Here is a 16,932-nt window from a genome sequence, read left to right on the forward strand (position 1 = left end):
TTGTATGGGAAATTAACTCTGCTTTTGGGTAATGTGAGACCCAGGCTTTAGCTGCAACTAAAGCTCTCTATGTAGTAGTTCGTTTGAACGCTGGCTCCTCTGTTGAGAGACCGATAACAAACATGAACGCTACATAGAACTCCAAGCATAAACCTCGAATAGTCGACTGGGTCTCGAACCCGCATTACGCAAGCATGAGTTAGCTTATTATGAATACAAATACACTTCAAAACATTAATGTCGGTGTTGATACTGGCAAATCACAATTAGACATATTCATTCGCCCTCTTGATATCTATTTCACTGTTACCAATGATGAAAAAGGTATTAAAGAAGCGATTAAAAAAATCAAAAAACATGCCCCACAACGTATCGTCATTGAAGCCACTGGGCGCTTAGAAATGCCATTTGTGCTTGAATGTGCTGAAGCAAAACTCCCTATAGTCCGAGCTAATCCCGTGCACATTAAACGCTTCGCCGGCGCCATTGGGCGTCGAGCAAAAAATGACAAACTGGATGCCGAGTTAATTGCTCACTTTGCTGAATCTATCAAGCCAGAAATTACTATTATAAAGGCTGAAAACATAAGATTAATGAGTGACTTAGTCGTCCGCAGAAATCAGTTATTATCGATGCAAACTATGGAAAAGAACCGGATACAAATCTTACCTAAATCACTGCATTCAACGATAAAACCGATGCTCATAGCGATGAAAAATCAAATCAAAAAAATCGAAGATAAACTGACTAAACTCATCGAAAATTGCCCCGAATATCAAGCTAAAAACATACTCTTACAAAGTGTCCCCGGTATAGGTAATATCGCAGCAGCATCAATCATCAGCAATATGCCTGAGTTAGGATACATCTCCAATAAACAAGCGGCTTCTCTTATCGGCGTTGCGCCGATAACCAAAGAAAGCGGGCGTTATAAAGGCAAGAGAACAATACAAGGTGGCAGGTCGCAAGTAAGGACCGTTCTTTACATGGCGATGATGTCAGCTATGCAATGTAACCCTATTTTCAAAGCCACTTACCAACGCCTTGTTGAAGCTGGAAAACCTAAAAAAGTAGCCATCATCGCTTGTGTTCGTAAGATGGTAGTCATATTAAATTCGATGATAAGAGATGGCTCCATGTGGGATGAAAATTTTGCTAAAAATTAGTTATTGACACCATAGTCGTTTGTTATGCTTTGTTTCCGATACAATTAAACAACTTTGATATACTCGTAAAGCTTAGACATAAACTCATCAGCATCTGCTTGGATACTCTCTAAGTTCCATGCATTGACTCTCTTATGAGTTGAGCTTAGTAACTCTGGAGAAACAAAGTAACCTTTAATATTCTTCGCTTCCGAAAATAGCCTAATAATACTAGGGTCATGCAACGATGCACCAACCACTACTACAACTTTGGAGTTCAAATCATCCAAAGCTGCACTCCACAAGTTTGGCCTTGTCTTATCAAACATAATTACTTCCGACTCTGAAAGTAAAAGAGAACTTGGAATATCAATTGTTCCATGAAGCTTTATTAATGCTCTATTTGAGATTTCACCATTTATTTCTTCAGCGTAAACATTTGAATTTAAGCCTAGAGATGATATTGCACTTTCAAACAGCATATCGTAATTGGTAGTAATAATATGATCGAATAATTCCACTGATTTGAGATGAGCTTCAGTAGGCTCGATTCCTTGTGGGAAGTTTATTACTGTTGAAATAGCTTCAACTAGATACTCACGCCCCATAACTGCAGATAAATCAGTAGCTATCCCAGCAAACGCAGAGCCAGTTGGATTTACAGAGTAATCTGGTTCAACGCTGTTCATCGACTTAATCAGACTTTGAGCAAATGCTGATGCTGATGGAAGGCCCGCGGCGAGTGATATACCCGCACCAGCAAAAAGGATTGCATTCCCAGACTTCACAGCTTCGACTAATTCAAATGGTAAACTTGTTAACTCAGATTTTACGTCATTGACTTCCCCTAGCCTCACTATTGACTTAGTTGCAAGAGGAACCCGTTCTTGTAATTTAACTTTTTGAAACTCATCCATAAGCAAACTTATAAATGCATCCGCAACTTTTGACGATAGGTCGTGAGCTAAATCAAATCCAGCCGTAAAATACCCGTATTTCCAGTCCTGCACCTCTTTTCTAAATGCATCTCTCCTTTTAGCATCTTCAGAATGACTATCAGCCCCATACTCAAGGTTTTTAAGAAATGATAGTACTGGTATGCCTAGTTCCTGAGCGTATTTTAGCTCTAAATGTGTAACAGATAATTCTAACTCTTTTTTTGGACCATCTTTAGGAACCCACCCATATGCGTTACCCAATATAAGGACGAAGATATCTGCCGAGTCTATCTTTGCTTCCAAAGTGTCCCATGAACCAAGGCCACTCGGGTTGATACCTTCAGCGTTGATAACATCAACGTTAAATGACTTAAGTCGTTCTACAACGGCAAAACGCTCATTTGGTAAATCCTTCATTGTACTACTAACGAAAACTCTTAATCGTCGGCTCATGTACTGCCTCTCATATTTGTAACTTATTTTTTTAGTACCGCTTAAAAGCCTAACGCCCGGCTCTGCGGCTAGAAATAGTGGAGGCGTAGACGGAGCTTTTGCCAGTCCGACAGCAGCCGTTTGTTAAGCGATTCATGTTGACTTCTTCAAAGCCCACTCGCTAGGGCCAGCAACAGCGAGCAGTGGAGCATGGGCCCTAATATCGATTCTTGATAGCAAACCGTACATTAAATCGTTCAAATTGTGATCATTTAGATAATGCGATACAAACATATCAAGGGTGTCTATTTTTCCACCAAGACTATATTTGGGTTTTATGTCCGGATGGCTTAAGAGTTTTTCAGTAAAAACATATTCTTTGAATACCGGCAAAATATTGTTTTCTTCAGATTCCCTTTTAGCCTCAGTTACCGCATTCTCTAACACAGCCTCATCAATTGATGCTTCCTTTTTCAGAATTACTACCGGGTCAATGCCTCTTAGCGCGTGACTAAGATAGTTGAAATACATGTCTTGCCACTGCATCCTGACGATGGCTTTTTGGATATCTTCACTCATGGCCTTAAACAATTCATCGAAATTTGTAGCCAGGTTAGAAAGAAGAGATATGGATTTATTGAGACTCTTTAAATCGGTTTTCTCACCAAGTTCCATTTCATTAATAACCGATATCATTTTTTCTAGTTGTGATGTTGCTTCTGTTGCAATAATCACCTGTCGCTGTTGGATCCTATTTTTTCGGAACTGAACATAAGCCAACACAAAAGCTGACGCAGTAGCTATTTGAGCAATGCCGTTAATTAAATCTAAAATTGTTATTTTTGAGCTAGAGCCATTTACATTCACAATTTCCGATATAACAATCGCGCCATATGTAATATACGCAGTGACTATCACAACGACACAAACCAGCCCCACTAGATCAAGTGATATAGGCCTTTTTAGATTTGGTTTTTCAAATAGCACGATGCTAGTTCCTTACTACCGCTTAACAGATAATTAGACTCCCTCTCCTCTGCTAAACTTAACTTGCTAAGAAGTTTTTATTGGGAGTCAAACAGTTATGAATAATTCTACTATTATTGGTATTGAGTTAGCAAAAGATCTGTTTCAAGTTTGTGTGTACACAAACAATAAAGTGCTTTCAAACAAAGTCGCTTAATACGCAAAAAATTTAATTATAACTGTATAAACACACAGAATGAGACAGAAAGGCGATTTACCTTTCAGAAGGATACTTAGTGTATTGAGAAAAATTCCAATCCTAACTAGGAATGAGCATAAATTAGTAACTCACATCAACCCTCCCCTCCCCCCCTCCCTTGGCTGTAAATCTTAATACCAAGTATTTTCCTCTGGTAAAGGGAGGGAGTTATTTGTGGGCGCTTGTTGTTTAGTGGTATCTGCGTAAAGAAAAAACATTCTAAATATTGAGCACGTGATTAGTAGATTCCTGCTCTCGCTTAGGCTCGGCTGGAATGACGCGCTAATAATGTGCGGTGAATCTTGGGTAGATACTGCAACTACAAGCGACAAAGACTAGCTCTTCCCCTTGGTAGATGAATCTACTTGGTGGTAGGTGTCAATATAAGGGGAAGCGGGGATGGGGTTGGTTACGCCCAACTACTTTAAGGCACAAATAAGTCATTAACATCAACCCTCCCCCGCCCTCCCTTGGCTATCAATCTTAATGCCAAGTGTTTTCCGTTGGTAAAGGGAGGGAGTTATTTGTGATCGCTTATTGTGTAATGGTATCTGCTTAAAGAAATACATTTCAAATATTCAGCGCGTGATAAGTAGACTCCTGCTCTTGCTTAGGCTCGGCTGGAATGACGCGCTAATAATGTGCGGTGAATCTTGGGTAGATACTGCAACTAAAATCGACAAAGACTAGCTCTTCCCCTTGGTAGATGATGTTACTTGGCAGCAGGAGTCGATATAAGGGGAAGCGGGGATGGGGTTGGTTACACCCAACTACTTTAAGGCATAAATATTTAAAAAAGGCAGCTGACCAATATGAATTGAACGCTGCCTTTTTGGTAGAAGAGCTTACTACTCTCCGTGATTTTTATTACGGTTTTTATTATAGGTAACGTGGCATTACTTATAGTAAACGATTTTGCAAACGTGTTTTCAATGCGCCATCAGCTAATCCTGCCGCATGCACTTCTAAATCATGCCAATCTTGATCAGTAAACGCTTGGTAGGCTTTATCAATCAAGTCTTGCTTCACATTATCCGACACAAACGCTGCTTCTAGTGCACATAGCGTGACATCTAATAGTTCGACACGATTAAATCCAAATACCGTTTCTGCAATGTGGTATTCCTTGGCGACATCGGTACCAAATAAGCCCGCATCATCAGTATTGACCGACAAACGCACGCCCTTTTCATATAAACGACGTAAAGGGTGATTATCGAGTTTTTGTTCAAACTCCGTGACCAGAATTCGATTACTGGTTGGAGCGACTTCTAAGGTAATGTTTTCTGCGATCAGTTGCTCAATCAAAGCGTCATCTTTAATGGCTGCAATACCATGACCAATGCGTTTTGCGCCAAATTTTAAAGCATCACGAATGCTTTCAGGGCCACGGATTTCCCCCGCATGATAAGACTTAGGCAATGGGATATTGTCCACCAGTTCATGAACGTAGATGAAATCTTCAAATTCACCCGCCATTTCGTTACCGGCAATGTTGAAACCTGTGACAACTTCACGCGGGTTTTTCGCGATAAAGTCTACACTCAAATCCAGATGCTCTAGGCTTAAATGGCGAACACCACAACCTTGCAGACGTGTTTCTGTACCGTACTCTTCTTTGACTTCATTAATCGCACGCTCAATGCCATTCATGAATTCGTGGTATTTATCTGCGTTCAACAACACTGTGCCATTTTCATCTTCTTCACAACATAAGTGGAAAGCAGATGTGATCATTTCACAGTAGATCATCCCTTGCTGCGCATTACGGCTCAGGTAGTCTTTCATGATCAAGTAATAGTCATCGGCATCACGAACGAGATCAGCAACAACATCATAAGCTTTTACGAACTCACCAAAGTCAGTTTCATCGTATTGATAACGGCCATTTGGGAATTCCGCTTTATCATAAGCGCCATCGGCATAGAGAAAATCATCAGGTAATGACACCCCATGTTTTTTAGCCAAGATCAAAGCCATTTCAGGCGTTACAGAACCTTCAATATGTTCATGTAAAATTACTTTAGGAAGCGTAGCAGTCATGATGTTATCTCTATTGATTAATCTATTTATCGCACCTTACCGTTCCATTTTATTAATGCAACGATAAAGTATGAAAATTTACGTACTGGTACACCGCAAACGTTTTCACTAGGTCACCTTATTAACCCGTCCTATTAACTGTACAGGTTAATCACTCGACGCTATACTTGTTCCGTTAACTGTACATGTGGAGGTTATTATGAAAATCGTGTCGTTTACTGAAGCTAGAAATAGTCTCAAAGCCGTTTTAGACGGTGTCGTTAATGATGCCGACACTACCATAATTACTCGCAGAGACTCTGAAGATGCCGTGGTTATGTCACTAGACTATTACAATAGCCTAATGGAAACCGTCCACTTACTTCGTTCCCCTAAAAACGCAGAGCATCTAGATCGCTCAATCGAACAATATCGTGCTGGAAAAACAACAGAACGAGAGTTAATTGATGAGTAGTCAGCAGCGTTTATTATCGTGGACTGACGATGCTTTGGGTGATTACGTGTACTGGCAATACCAAGACAAAAAAACACTAAAGCGCATAAATAAACTCATTAATGATGTAAAGCGCTCTCCATTTGAGGGCATAGGTAAACCTGAACCGTTGAAAGAGAACTTATCTGGTTTTTGGTCTCGCCGCATTGATGATACAAACAGACTTGTTTATGCCGTAGACGCTCAAGCTATTACGATAATTTCGTGTCGCTATCACTACTAGGTTTGGCTGTATCATAATTAAAAGTGTGGATTGCACTTTTCGTTGATATGTCCTTATAGTGTTTAAAATACTCTGCAATGTAATTTGTGCGTATATACCCAAGTGACTTCAAGATGCAGAATTCAGAGCTATCATCCAATCCTTTAGGCAAGGACGATTGGCGAAGGAATGTAAGCACCTTTCAAACCAATCTGACGCGGTATAAAGGGTTGGATGAAGCTCCCGAAGGGCAAGTTAAAACAAGCTTGATGCTGCGTTAAATTGAACAGAGATAGAATAACTATGATCATGTCCAATTTGCCTTGCCTCAAGCTTGTTTTATTCTTGCTGAATCTCGTATCTTGAAGTTACTTGGGTATAATTATATAAATGATAGATTTCACGTTGTATACGGAATTGAATGATGTTTGTAAAAAAAATGGAAGCCCCCAAAGATATGCAGATTGGTTCTATTTTTGAAACCAAAAAGCATGGCCCTGTTGTGGTGGTTGAATATTACAATACTCATACTGTCATTATAGCCTTTGAAAATACGGGCAATATTAGATCCACAACAGCAGCAAAACTTCGCAATGGGCAAATCATCGACCGCTCTGTGCCTGCACAATCCTCTATGGTCGGTAAGCAATATGAATCACAAAAGCATGGCCTATTAACGGTAAAGCAAGTTGATTCAGGTAATATTGTGGTGCTAGAAGATAAAAATGGCACTGAAATTAGACTAATACTTGCTGCGGTTCAAAAGTTGCGAGAACGAGCAGCAGAAGATGAAGACAGTAATACCAATGCAGAATTAGAATTCCCTACATCACTAAGTGCCTTAACAAAAAGAAATAAAAAGACTAAAGACGTAAACTCCCTTCTTAAGAAAATGCTGACCGACTATGGTAAGTAAATTCCTCTTTTTGCTTATGATTCCTCTCTAACCTATAACGTTGATCAATGTCACATTAAGTTGTTCATTTCGAAAGTCATACTAATTTAGCCTTAAATTGCGTGATCTGACTCACAAGGTCATTTTGACTTTGTGAAGTAGATCTATATTGATTCAGGGCAATTTCGCTAACATCCTCCCATCAAAACAATAAACCCTATAAGAGATAATAATTATGAAAAAGATTATGGTTGTATGCGGAAATGGTCTTGGTACTTCATTAATGATGGAGATGGCAGTAAAAGAAGTTGTTAAGAAAATTGGCTTTTCAGCAGAAGTAGAACACGAAGATTTATCCTCAGCGACATCCACTAAAGCCGATATTTGGGTAGCAGCAACAGATATTGCAACTCAATTAAAAGAAATGGGTAAAGAGAACGTTGTAAGCCTTTCAAATATCTTTGATAAAGAATCAATTGAAGAGCAATTAAAAGCATTCATCTGAGGTGTAATATAATGGAAAACTTTTTTGAATTTATGCTGGGCTTATTAAAAGAGCCAGCAATCATGGTCGGTTTAATTGCTTTTATTGGTTTGGTTGCTCAGAAGGCTGATGTTTCAACGGTTCTTAAGGGTACAATAAAAACCGTAATGGGCTTCCTGATTTTAGGGTTTGGTGCTGGAGCATTAGTTGGCGCTTTAAATAACTTTTCAGTCGTCTTTACGGAAGCATTTGGTGTTAGTGGTGTCATTCCAAATAACGAAGCTATTGTTGCTCTAGCACAAGAAGCTTTTGGATATGAGATGGCATTGATCATGTTTTTCTCTTTCATCGTCAACATTCTCCTCGCTAGATTTACGCCGTTAAAATATATTTTCTTAACGGGTCACCATACAATGTTTATGTCTATGCTAGTTGCGGTGATTTTATCTACCGCGGGTATCACTGGAACAATGTTGGTAGCTATAGGTTCAATTCTTGTTGGTTCGTTAATGGTGATCATGCCTGCACTTGCTCAAAAATACACAGAGAAAGTGATGGGAACTGACCAACTAGCAATGGGGCACTTCTCTACGTTCTCCTATTTAATATCTGGCTTCATTGGTAGCAAATTTGGTGATACTTCTAGAACGACTGAAGACATGAATGTACCAAAGAGCTTGATGTTCCTGCGTGACACTCCAGTAGCAGTAGCCGTAACAATGGCTATTTTCTTCTTGTTTGCTTCTCTTTTTGCCGGTGGCGATTTTGTTGAAACAGTATCTGGCGGTCAAAATTGGGTAGTATTTACTTTTATTCAGTCGCTTACTTTTGCAGGTGGTGTATACATTGTTCTGCAAGGTGTGAAGATGTTGATTGCTGAAATTGTTCCTGCATTTAAAGGGATATCTGACAAGTTAGTCCCTGGTGCAAAACCTGCACTAGACTGCCCAATGGTATTCCCAATGGCACCTAACGCAGTTCTAATTGGTTTCTTATCATCATTTGCAGCCGGCCTTGTCGCTATGGGTATCCAAGGCATGTTTGATTGGACAATTATTGTTGCGGGTGTCGTTCCTCACTTCTTTGTTGGTGGTGCTGCCGGAGTATATGGTAATGCGACAGGCGGTTTACGAGGCGCGATTTTAGGTTCCTTTACACAAGGATTATGTATTTCGTTCTTACCTATGCTTCTACTACCTGTATTAGGAAACATCGGTCTAGAAGCCACTACTTTTGCCGACTTTGACTTTGGTGTTGTTGGCTTAATTCTTGGATGGATTGTGTCATGAGCTTATTAAGTCTAATTAGCGATAACATCGTTATCTCAAATGAAGAAAACTTGAGCGTCAATGCTGCACTGGATATCACTTGTAGCAAACTTCTTGAGCAAGGAAGTATTGAAGCTACATACCTAGAGGCTATTAAACAAAAGCATCAGGAAATTGGCGCTTATTATGTATTGGCACCTAAAATTGCGATGCCACATGCTAGGCCGGAAGATGGTGTAAATGAAGCCTCTCTTCAAGTAACAGTATTTAAAAATGGTGCTGATTTTGAATCCGAGGACAATGGGCTGGTTTACTTTGCTGTAACACTTGCGGCAATGGACTCCGATAGCCACATACAAACAATAATGGCATTGTCTGAGTTATTCCAAAATGATGGTGATATTAACGCAATCATTTCAGCTAAGACGGTAGAGGAAGTTACTGAGATCTTGAAGAAATACTAATGCTTAGGTTGATAAAGTCTTTCCATATATTAAGAGTACTTTACTCCCCCAAAGAGCATAACTAAGCAGCAGTAGTAAAAAACTCAGGCCTAGAGATGAATTTTTCACTCTAAGCCTGAGTTTATTCGAACTATTTACATTGTAAAATCAGCGCTTAGATTGACGTTGTTCTGCTTTCTTCTGAAGCTTTAATTGACGCTTTTGCTCCATGAGCTTTACCGCATCGCCACCAACATGTTCTTCGCCACGTTGCTTTGCCAATTGAACTTGCTTCTCACGCTCGCGAAAGCGTTCAATTTGCTCATCAGAATGGGTACCAAAACATTTAGGGCAGCTTACGCCTTGCTCAAACTGCTCGCTTTGCTTGTCTTCATCCGTAATAGGTAAGCGACAGGCATTACAAAGCTCATATTCACTTTTTTCTAACTGATGGTTAACCGCTACTCGTCCGTCAAATACATAGCAATCGCCATTCCACAAGCTCTCTTCTTCTGGTACTTCTTCTAAATATTTTAGAATGCCACCTTCAAGGTGATACACCTCATCAAAGCCTTGTTCTTTTAGGTATGCTGTTGACTTTTCACAACGAATGCCACCAGTACAAAACATCGCCACTTTCTTATGCTTTTCCGGATCGAGATTGTCTTTTACATAATCAGGAAATTCTCGGAATGTCTCGGTATTAGGGTTAACCGCGCGCTCAAAGGTGCCTAACTCGATTTCATAATCATTACGCGTGTCTACGACAAACACTTCCGGATCAGCGATCAAATCATTCCAATCTTGCGGCTTCACGTAAGTTCCAACGACCTGTTTAGGATCGATCCCTTCAACGCCCATGGTGACAATTTCTTTCTTCAGCTTCACTTTAGAGCGATTGAAAGGCATTTCTTGGTGATAAGACTCTTTATAGTTAATGTCGGCTAAGCGATCATCTTGACCAAACCACGCCAGTAAAGCATCAATGCCCTCACGCGAGGCTGCCACCGTGCCATTAATCCCTTCATGAGCCAGTAATAACGTACCGCGAATGGCATGCTTTTCCATCAATTCTAATAATGGAGATTGCAGCGCTTGATGATCTTTGAGCTCGACAAATTTATACAGAGCACAGACAACAAATTGACTCATGGAATTCCTTACATAACAAAACAGATACAATTTGGCGCTATTGTACTTGAGAAAGATCACGACAAATACTTATAATTTATACGTCTATTGATTTAATTATGAGCAAAAACGGGAGAAATAGGGCTCAAAGGTAAATTCGTTGTCATGTGTTGTTATAAACGAGTTAATTTCATCAACTTAGCATCGTAATTATTTATAGATAGGCTAGAGTTAGTTGGTACACAACATTGAGAAAATAATTTTTTGAGATTTCCCCCTTTTATACTTAAAGTAATTGGAGTTGCAGTGAGGCGACAAGTGAGTGAAGCTCCATGAGCATAGCTCGTCTATGTGATTGAGGTGAATGAACGCCGTCAACAAAGCTGCAGCGTCAAGTATGATGGGTATAACATATCTCACACACTAAGGAGTGAATATGACTAAAACAAATTGGTTGAAACCATTCGCAGTAGCCTCTTTCTTTACACTTGCGCTTGCCGCTTGTGATAACAATACGGCAGATAAAGCTGAAGAAAAGGTCGATACTGCCGTCGAGCAGACTCAGCAAATGGCTGACGATGCAGGACAACAAATGGATGAAATGGCAACTGATGTACAAGAGTCAGCATCTGAAGCTTCTGATCAAATGGGTGAGCAACTAGACCAAGCAGGCGATGCAATGTCTGATCAAGCCGATGCGGCAGCCGCTAAAGTTGATGAAATGAGTAATGACATGTCAGATCATACCAATGATGCTCAAGATTCAATGGATGACATGGCAACTGACGCTGGTAACGCGATTGAAGATAAATGTGAAAACATTAAAGAAGGCGTTAACGCTGAAGATACGGATTGTTAATCACTATCAAGTGAATGTATCATTCTTATAAATAATCCCCTGGGATGAAAAAAGCCACTGTATGCTGTATTTAGCATCAGTGGCTTTTTAGTATATACCCTTCGTACTTGAAGCTGCAGCTTTGTTGTCGGCTTTCATTCGCCCCCCTATCTTTTTTATAAAGAAAGGCATAGACAAGCTACGCTCATGGGGCCTCATTCACTTGACGCCTCACTACAACTCCAATTACTTTGGGTAGAGTTAATCAGTATGTCTGTTATTGGAAAATTGTATCTTGATCGATTGCCACCAACATCAACCCTGCTCTTAAACCTGGCCTAACTTTAGGATTAGGAAACAGTACCCACTCTGTCGGCTGTTGCACTCGATAGGTGGTATCACCATCGACGGCTAATACTTCGCCTTGCTTGAAAGCAGTAAAATTTTTTACATCATCGCTAAATTTCATTATAAATGCGTCTGATAATTTGGTTAATTGTTGGCTGACTTGATACACCAGTATGTTGCGTCCTGATGACTCGGGGCAATCTTGAACGCCTTTGGTTATCAGATTGCGCAGCGCAGCATCAATTCTCGTGAACTGACTCAGGTCATTGGCTCCAAACGGTTTGGCTTTTCCTAGTTCTAAGGTGCAACTGTTTACGCCGCAATGGTGGCTAGAAAAGTAAGAAAACGTACCGCTTGGTGCTTGGTTAACTACTACAGCTTCGATATCGGCGCTTTCTAGCCAACTAAATAAAGCGCGACTAAACGTGTCTATTTTTTGAAAAGGCAACATGGCAAAACGCACATGATGAGATTCTCGAATGGCGGTATGTAAATCTAAATGCCATTTTTTACCCGTAGTCGGCGCGGCAAAAAACGCTTTAGTTAAAGATTCCAATTGTGCTGCTCGTTGCGTTTCTTCACAAGCATCATATTGATTATGCACTCCACTGAATAAGCGGTTCAAATCAATCTGCTGATAGCGTTCACCCTGGGCCATTGCACTAGGGTTACCAAGCAGCACCAACAAACGCACATTCAGAACTAAATCTCCGCTATTGAGATCGCTCAATATACTATCTAGCAACTCGATTGGCGCGGTTTCATTGCCATGTACGCCCGCTGAAATAACAATATGATCTTCACTTTCACGTTGATTGAGTGGCTCTAATAACAAAGCACCATGTGCTAACCATTTCCACGCAAAGCCGTTTGTTTCGCCTTCACATTGTTGTGGTATTTGTTGCGTTAATGTCAAAGCTAAGAAGTCTTGAATCATAACTAGCCTCTGGTTTGGAACGGATAAATACTACCAAGTGCGAGAATTTGCGTCAGTTCATCTAGTGCTTGACGGTTTTCATTCAACAATTGTGGGTCAGCTAGATCCGTTTCTAATAGTCGATCTCGATAAAAACGGTCTACCCAAGTATTTAAAGTATTGAACAGCTCATCATTCATTAGCACTTGTGGCGTCACCGCTTGCAGTTCTGCTTCGGTTAACACTACTCTTTGGCGCAAACATGCCGGCCCACCACCATTACGCATACTTTCGCGTAAATCGAACACTTTCACTTCATCAATCGGTCCGTTCGAACTCAGTAATTCCGTAAGGTAATTCCACACATTGGTGTTTTGGCGAGACTCTTCCGGCACCACCAGCATCATCTTACCGTTGGGTTTCGTTAATAACTGGCTATTAAAAAGATAGGTGTTGACAGCATCTTGTACCGACACTTGCTCGGTCGGCACTTCAATGGAAATAAAGTCGGTTTGTTGCAATGAGAGTTTTTGTCTAATTTCATCAAAAGCCGCTGTCTGATTCAAAAAAGCCTGATCATGATGAAATAGTACGTTGCCATTACTGACCGCGATAACATCATTATGAAAAACGCCTTGGTCGATAACTTCTGGGTTTTGTTGCACAAATACCGTTTGTTGTTCAGATAAACCATGTAGTCGAGCGACGGCTTGGCTGGCTTCTAAGGTTTGCCTTGCTGGGTAACGAGTCGGTTCAACTTGCCCACCGTAGGCTTGTCTGCCATAAACGAAAACTTCAACACCTTTCGCGCCGTATTCACTGCATAAGCGATTATGGTTAGCAGCGCCTTCATCGCCCATTACCGACTGTTGCGGTAGAGCTTCGTGATGAGCAAAGTATTGATCGTTATTAAACATGGCTCGAAGCGTGGCACTCGTCGTATCCGCTTCAATAGCACGGTGGAATTTATTATTGAGATTAGCGACGGTAAAATGTGCTCGACCATCCGATGTATCGGCAGACGGAGACATGGTAGCGGCATTGGCTGTCCACATCGAAGATGCAGAACTGACCGCAGATAACAATTTCGGCGCTTGTTTAGCAACACTGGCAAGCACTTGTTGATCGTTTCCGCTAAAACCAAGCTGTCTTAAAGTAGGAATATACGGACGCTCTTGCGGTGGTAACACGCCTTGCTTAAAGCCCATATCACTCAAAGCTTTCATTTTCAGCAAGCCTTGTTTGGCTGCCAACTTAGGGTTAGATACGGCATTTTGATTGTTGGTTGACGCCACATTACCAAATGACAAACCTGCATAATGGTGAGTTAGCCCCACTAAACCATCAAAATTGACTTCATACACTTTCATATCGACTCCCTTACCCAAACGTTAAACCGGGAGATAATTGCTCAGGTAACGCAATGTTGTCACTTTCAAGTGATGCCATTGGCCATGCACAATAATCCGCTGCGTAATAAGCACTAGGACGATGATTCCCCGATGCCCCCGTACCACCAAATGGCGCGGCACTTGAAGCGCCAGTTAACGGCTTGTTCCAGTTGACAATACCAGCCCGCGATTCAATTAATAATTGCTCATAATGATCTCGATTTGGCGAAATCAATCCCATCGATAAACCGTAACGAGTGTTATTGGCAATGTGCAGAGCTTGGTCGAAATCTTGATAGCGAATGATGGTCAGTAGCGGGCCGAAGTGTTCTTCATCGGCAATGCCCTCTACACCGGTAATTTCCATAATTCCCGGAGTCAACAGCGCCGCTTGGTCATCGACTTGAGTCATTTCTAGTAGTGAGGTGGCACCTTTCTCTAGTAGATCTTTTTGAGCCGCGAGTAATTGTTTCGCCGCGAGCAGAGAAATCACACTACCCATAAACGGCGCAGGTTCTGCATTCCACTCACCAACACCAATGTCTTTACTCACTTCAACTAAGCGCTTAATAAAGGCATCTCCTTGCGCACCTTCCTTCACCAATAAGCGACGTGCACAGGTACAACGTTGACCCGCGGAAATAAAGGCCGATTGAATCGTTAAATGCACCGCCGCATCCATATCTTCAATTTCTTCAACAATCAGCGCATTGTTGCCGCCCATTTCAAGGGCCAATACTTTCTCTGGCTGACCGGCCAATTGACGATGTAAGTGATAACCAGTATTCGCGCTACCAGTAAACAATAAACCGTCAGTACCGCTATGTGAGGCTAAGGCTTCACCAGTGGTTCTACCGCCTTGTACTAGGTTAATGACGCCATCAGGCAAGCCCGCTTTTACCCACAGTTTTAGGGTTTCTTCGGCGGTCCAAGGCGTCAGTTCACTTGGTTTAAACACAATGGTATTACCGGCTAATAAGGCTGGAACAATGTGTCCATTCGGCAAATGCCCCGGGAAGTTATAAGGACCAAATACAGCCAACACACCATGTGGACGATGGCGTAGTACCGCTTGTCCGTCTGGCATATCCGTCGATTTTTCACCAGTTCTTTCATGGTAGGCTTTCAGTGAAATGGCCACTTTGCCGACCATAGCGCCGACTTCGGTTAAGGTTTCCCAATGTGGCTTGCCGGTTTCTTGTGAGATCACTTCTGCCAGATGCTGTTTATTTTCAGCCAGTAATTGAGAAAAGGTTTCTAATAACTCAATACGTTTCTCAAGTGGTGTTCTCGCCCAACTAGGGAAAGCGGTTCGCGCGGCACTAATCGCCTGATCTACATCCTCGGCTGTTGCTTCTTGACCTTGCCAAATCACCGTATTATTCGCAGGATTGATTTTATCAAATGACTGACCTGTTGCGTTACACCACTGGCCGTTAATGAATAGATTTGGATGAGACATTACGAATTCTCCTTTGGAAATAAAGTAACAGCGCGGATCACATCACCCGCTTTTACGCCTAATGCTTCGGCGGCATGAGGGGGAATACAAATAGATTGGCCTTCAAATGACACTTGCCCCAGCACGGCTCGATAATTTAAGAAATCTTGATTGGCGAGTAAGTAAACGGGACTATCTTGCGATAGCGCCGGAGATTGAATAGAAACAGGCCACAGCTCACTGTCTCTGACCGCACGAATATCTTCAATTCTCGCCTCTAAGGTTGGGCCCGCATCGAAGATATCGACACACCCTTCATATTTCATCCCTTCACTATTTAATATAGCGGCTGCTGGTTCAGTTTGAGGGTGTACTTTGCCAACCACGTCTTGCGCTTCTTGAGTTAAGAACTCAACGTACATCGGGTGCTTCGGCATCAGTTCAGCAATAAAGGCTTTCTTGCCCATGCCAGATAGATGATCGGCTTCGGCAAAATCCATACTGAAAAAGTGTCGACCTAGGCTTTCCCAAAATGGTGAGCGTCCTTCCTCATCAGAATAGCCACGCATTTCAGCGATTAATTTGTCAGAAAATCGGTCTTGGAAACTCGCCATAAACAGAAAGCGAGCTTTAGATAATAGATAGCCATTTTGACTGTGACGGTAGTCAGGATCTAAGAAAAGTGTACACAGTTCGCTGTAACCGGTGTGATCATTACTTAGGAAAAGCGTTGGCATGCTACGATAAACACCCAACTTTTTGGAGGCATGTACTGTCGTGCCTACACGGTAGTTATACCAAGGTTCATCTAGGCCAATGGCCACTTCAATGCCACTCACCCCCACGACCTTGTTCAATTCGGTATCTTCTAAAACAAACAGGTAACCTTGCTCTTCAAGCTGAACATGTTGATGCCAGGTGTTAAGCATTCGTTCAATTCGTTGCTCAACTCGCTGTTCATTTTGTGGGAGTGACGTAAAACCGACTCCCGTTTTGCTGGCAAGCTCTACAATTGCGGCTCGGTCTTCCAATCTGACCGGTCGAATTATCATCATATCAATATCCTTTTACTGCCAAAATTCCATTTAAAAATACAATTATTTTATTGGTTGTAATTCCTACTTTTATTATCTCTGCGCTGGAACGCCTAATTAGTCACAAATGTCGCATAAAGAATCAAATTGCAAAATATACTATCTACAAAATCGTTATTTGCAGAATTTTAAACATATTTATAACATCTTTTATAAACAGAAGAACCAGCAAAACATGATCGAAAACACAGATCAAAACTTTATA

General features: G+C 41.4%; 16 protein-coding genes. 8 read left to right on the forward strand and 8 right to left on the reverse strand.

Annotated features, from left to right (window positions below; translation table 11 throughout):
* The first annotated feature begins 209 nt into the window (after positions 1 to 209).
* Positions 210 to 1,166, forward strand: a complete 957-nt coding sequence (locus K358_RS0100005) for an IS110 family RNA-guided transposase (RefSeq protein ID WP_027694917.1) — start codon at positions 210 to 212, stop codon at positions 1,164 to 1,166.
* 44 nt (positions 1,167 to 1,210) lie between these two features.
* Here the strand turns inward: K358_RS0100005 and K358_RS0100010 are convergent, their stop codons facing one another.
* From K358_RS0100010 to add, 3 genes are all read right to left on the reverse strand, one after another.
* Positions 1,211 to 2,536: a DUF4062 domain-containing protein gene (locus K358_RS0100010; protein WP_083962705.1), complete on the reverse strand. Its 1,326-nt coding sequence runs from the start codon at positions 2,534 to 2,536 to the stop codon at positions 1,211 to 1,213.
* 132 nt (positions 2,537 to 2,668) lie between these two features.
* Positions 2,669 to 3,502, reverse strand: coding sequence for a hypothetical protein (locus K358_RS0100015; protein ID WP_027694919.1), 834 nt, complete (start codon positions 3,500 to 3,502; stop codon positions 2,669 to 2,671).
* 1,138 nt (positions 3,503 to 4,640) lie between these two features.
* The gene (add, locus tag K358_RS0100025; protein ID WP_027694920.1) at positions 4,641 to 5,783 is read right to left on the reverse strand and encodes an adenosine deaminase; all 1,143 of its coding nucleotides are present in this window, start codon (positions 5,781 to 5,783) and stop codon (positions 4,641 to 4,643) included.
* A gap of 199 nt (positions 5,784 to 5,982) precedes the next feature.
* Between add and K358_RS0100030 the strand changes: the two genes are divergently transcribed.
* The 6 genes from K358_RS0100030 to K358_RS0100055 all read left to right on the forward strand — a co-directional run bounded on the left by K358_RS0100030 (position 5,983) and on the right by K358_RS0100055 (position 9,589).
* Positions 5,983 to 6,237, forward strand: a complete 255-nt coding sequence (locus K358_RS0100030) for a type II toxin-antitoxin system Phd/YefM family antitoxin (protein WP_027694921.1) — start codon at positions 5,983 to 5,985, stop codon at positions 6,235 to 6,237.
* The gene (locus K358_RS0100035) at positions 6,230 to 6,499 is read left to right on the forward strand and encodes a Txe/YoeB family addiction module toxin (protein WP_027694922.1); all 270 of its coding nucleotides are present in this window, start codon (positions 6,230 to 6,232) and stop codon (positions 6,497 to 6,499) included. The genes K358_RS0100030 and K358_RS0100035 overlap by 8 nt, the downstream gene beginning before the upstream one ends.
* 418 nt (positions 6,500 to 6,917) lie before the next feature.
* Positions 6,918 to 7,394 (forward strand): hypothetical protein, encoded by a 477-nt coding sequence (locus tag K358_RS0100040; RefSeq protein ID WP_027694923.1) that lies wholly within the window; start codon positions 6,918 to 6,920, stop codon positions 7,392 to 7,394.
* A gap of 214 nt (positions 7,395 to 7,608) precedes the next feature.
* Positions 7,609 to 7,878 carry a PTS sugar transporter subunit IIB gene (locus K358_RS0100045; protein ID WP_027694924.1) on the forward strand — a complete coding sequence of 90 codons (270 nt, stop codon included), beginning with the start codon at positions 7,609 to 7,611 and terminating at the stop codon, positions 7,876 to 7,878.
* Between the two features lie 11 nt (positions 7,879 to 7,889).
* On the forward strand, positions 7,890 to 9,146 hold the full coding sequence (locus K358_RS0100050; RefSeq protein WP_027694925.1) for a PTS ascorbate transporter subunit IIC: 1,257 nt from the start codon (positions 7,890 to 7,892) through the stop codon (positions 9,144 to 9,146).
* Entirely contained in the window at positions 9,143 to 9,589 is a 447-nt protein-coding gene (locus K358_RS0100055) for a PTS sugar transporter subunit IIA (RefSeq protein ID WP_027694926.1), read from the forward strand. Before K358_RS0100050 ends, K358_RS0100055 begins: the two co-directional genes overlap by 4 nt.
* A 147-nt stretch (positions 9,590 to 9,736) precedes the next feature.
* Here the strand turns inward: K358_RS0100055 and trhO are convergent, their stop codons facing one another.
* Entirely contained in the window at positions 9,737 to 10,720 is a 984-nt protein-coding gene (gene trhO / locus K358_RS0100060) for an oxygen-dependent tRNA uridine(34) hydroxylase TrhO (protein WP_027694927.1), read from the reverse strand.
* 415 nt (positions 10,721 to 11,135) lie between these two features.
* Here trhO and K358_RS18725 point away from each other — a divergent pair, with 415 nt between their 5' ends.
* Positions 11,136 to 11,558 carry a hypothetical protein gene (locus tag K358_RS18725; protein WP_051241095.1) on the forward strand — a complete coding sequence of 141 codons (423 nt, stop codon included), beginning with the start codon at positions 11,136 to 11,138 and terminating at the stop codon, positions 11,556 to 11,558.
* Positions 11,559 to 11,814: 256 nt separating this feature from the next.
* On the opposite strand, the gene astE is transcribed toward K358_RS18725, so the two are convergent.
* From astE to astA, 4 genes are read right to left on the reverse strand one after another with little or no spacing between them, the layout of a single operon-like run.
* Positions 11,815 to 12,822 carry a succinylglutamate desuccinylase gene (gene astE / locus K358_RS0100070; RefSeq protein WP_051241096.1) on the reverse strand — a complete coding sequence of 336 codons (1,008 nt, stop codon included), beginning with the start codon at positions 12,820 to 12,822 and terminating at the stop codon, positions 11,815 to 11,817.
* A 2-nt stretch (positions 12,823 to 12,824) separates the two neighbouring features.
* A complete protein-coding gene (gene astB, locus K358_RS0100075; protein WP_027694930.1) occupies positions 12,825 to 14,171 on the reverse strand; it encodes an N-succinylarginine dihydrolase in 1,347 nt (448 codons plus the stop codon).
* 10 nt (positions 14,172 to 14,181) lie between these two features.
* Positions 14,182 to 15,654 (reverse strand): succinylglutamate-semialdehyde dehydrogenase, encoded by a 1,473-nt coding sequence (gene astD, locus K358_RS0100080; RefSeq protein WP_027694931.1) that lies wholly within the window; start codon positions 15,652 to 15,654, stop codon positions 14,182 to 14,184.
* On the reverse strand, positions 15,654 to 16,688 hold the full coding sequence (astA, locus tag K358_RS0100085) for an arginine N-succinyltransferase (RefSeq protein WP_027694932.1): 1,035 nt from the start codon (positions 16,686 to 16,688) through the stop codon (positions 15,654 to 15,656). The genes astD and astA overlap by 1 nt, the downstream gene beginning before the upstream one ends.
* Positions 16,689 to 16,932: the final 244 nt, after the last annotated feature.

The sequence above is a fragment of the Vibrio litoralis DSM 17657 genome (assembly GCF_000426765.1).
GTDB lineage: Bacteria > Pseudomonadota > Gammaproteobacteria > Enterobacterales > Vibrionaceae > Vibrio > Vibrio litoralis.

Coding starts and splice junctions, on each gene's coding strand:
- K358_RS0100010 (WP_083962705.1), bottom strand. CDS start 2,536: ATGAGCCGACGATTAAGAGTTTTCGTTAGTAGTACAATGAAGGATTTA.
- astA (WP_027694932.1), bottom strand. CDS start 16,688: ATGATGATAATTCGACCGGTCAGATTGGAAGACCGAGCCGCAATTGTA.
- K358_RS18725 (WP_051241095.1), top strand. CDS start 11,136: ATGACTAAAACAAATTGGTTGAAACCATTCGCAGTAGCCTCTTTCTTT.
- astB (WP_027694930.1), bottom strand. CDS start 14,171: ATGAAAGTGTATGAAGTCAATTTTGATGGTTTAGTGGGGCTAACTCAC.
- astE (WP_051241096.1), bottom strand. CDS start 12,822: ATGATTCAAGACTTCTTAGCTTTGACATTAACGCAACAAATACCACAA.
- K358_RS0100005 (WP_027694917.1), top strand. CDS start 210: ATGAATACAAATACACTTCAAAACATTAATGTCGGTGTTGATACTGGC.
- K358_RS0100045 (WP_027694924.1), top strand. CDS start 7,609: ATGAAAAAGATTATGGTTGTATGCGGAAATGGTCTTGGTACTTCATTA.
- K358_RS0100040 (WP_027694923.1), top strand. CDS start 6,918: ATGGAAGCCCCCAAAGATATGCAGATTGGTTCTATTTTTGAAACCAAA.
- K358_RS0100055 (WP_027694926.1), top strand. CDS start 9,143: ATGAGCTTATTAAGTCTAATTAGCGATAACATCGTTATCTCAAATGAA.
- add (WP_027694920.1), bottom strand. CDS start 5,783: ATGACTGCTACGCTTCCTAAAGTAATTTTACATGAACATATTGAAGGT.
- astD (WP_027694931.1), bottom strand. CDS start 15,654: ATGTCTCATCCAAATCTATTCATTAACGGCCAGTGGTGTAACGCAACA.
- trhO (WP_027694927.1), bottom strand. CDS start 10,720: ATGAGTCAATTTGTTGTCTGTGCTCTGTATAAATTTGTCGAGCTCAAA.
- K358_RS0100050 (WP_027694925.1), top strand. CDS start 7,890: ATGGAAAACTTTTTTGAATTTATGCTGGGCTTATTAAAAGAGCCAGCA.
- K358_RS0100035 (WP_027694922.1), top strand. CDS start 6,230: ATGAGTAGTCAGCAGCGTTTATTATCGTGGACTGACGATGCTTTGGGT.
- K358_RS0100030 (WP_027694921.1), top strand. CDS start 5,983: ATGAAAATCGTGTCGTTTACTGAAGCTAGAAATAGTCTCAAAGCCGTT.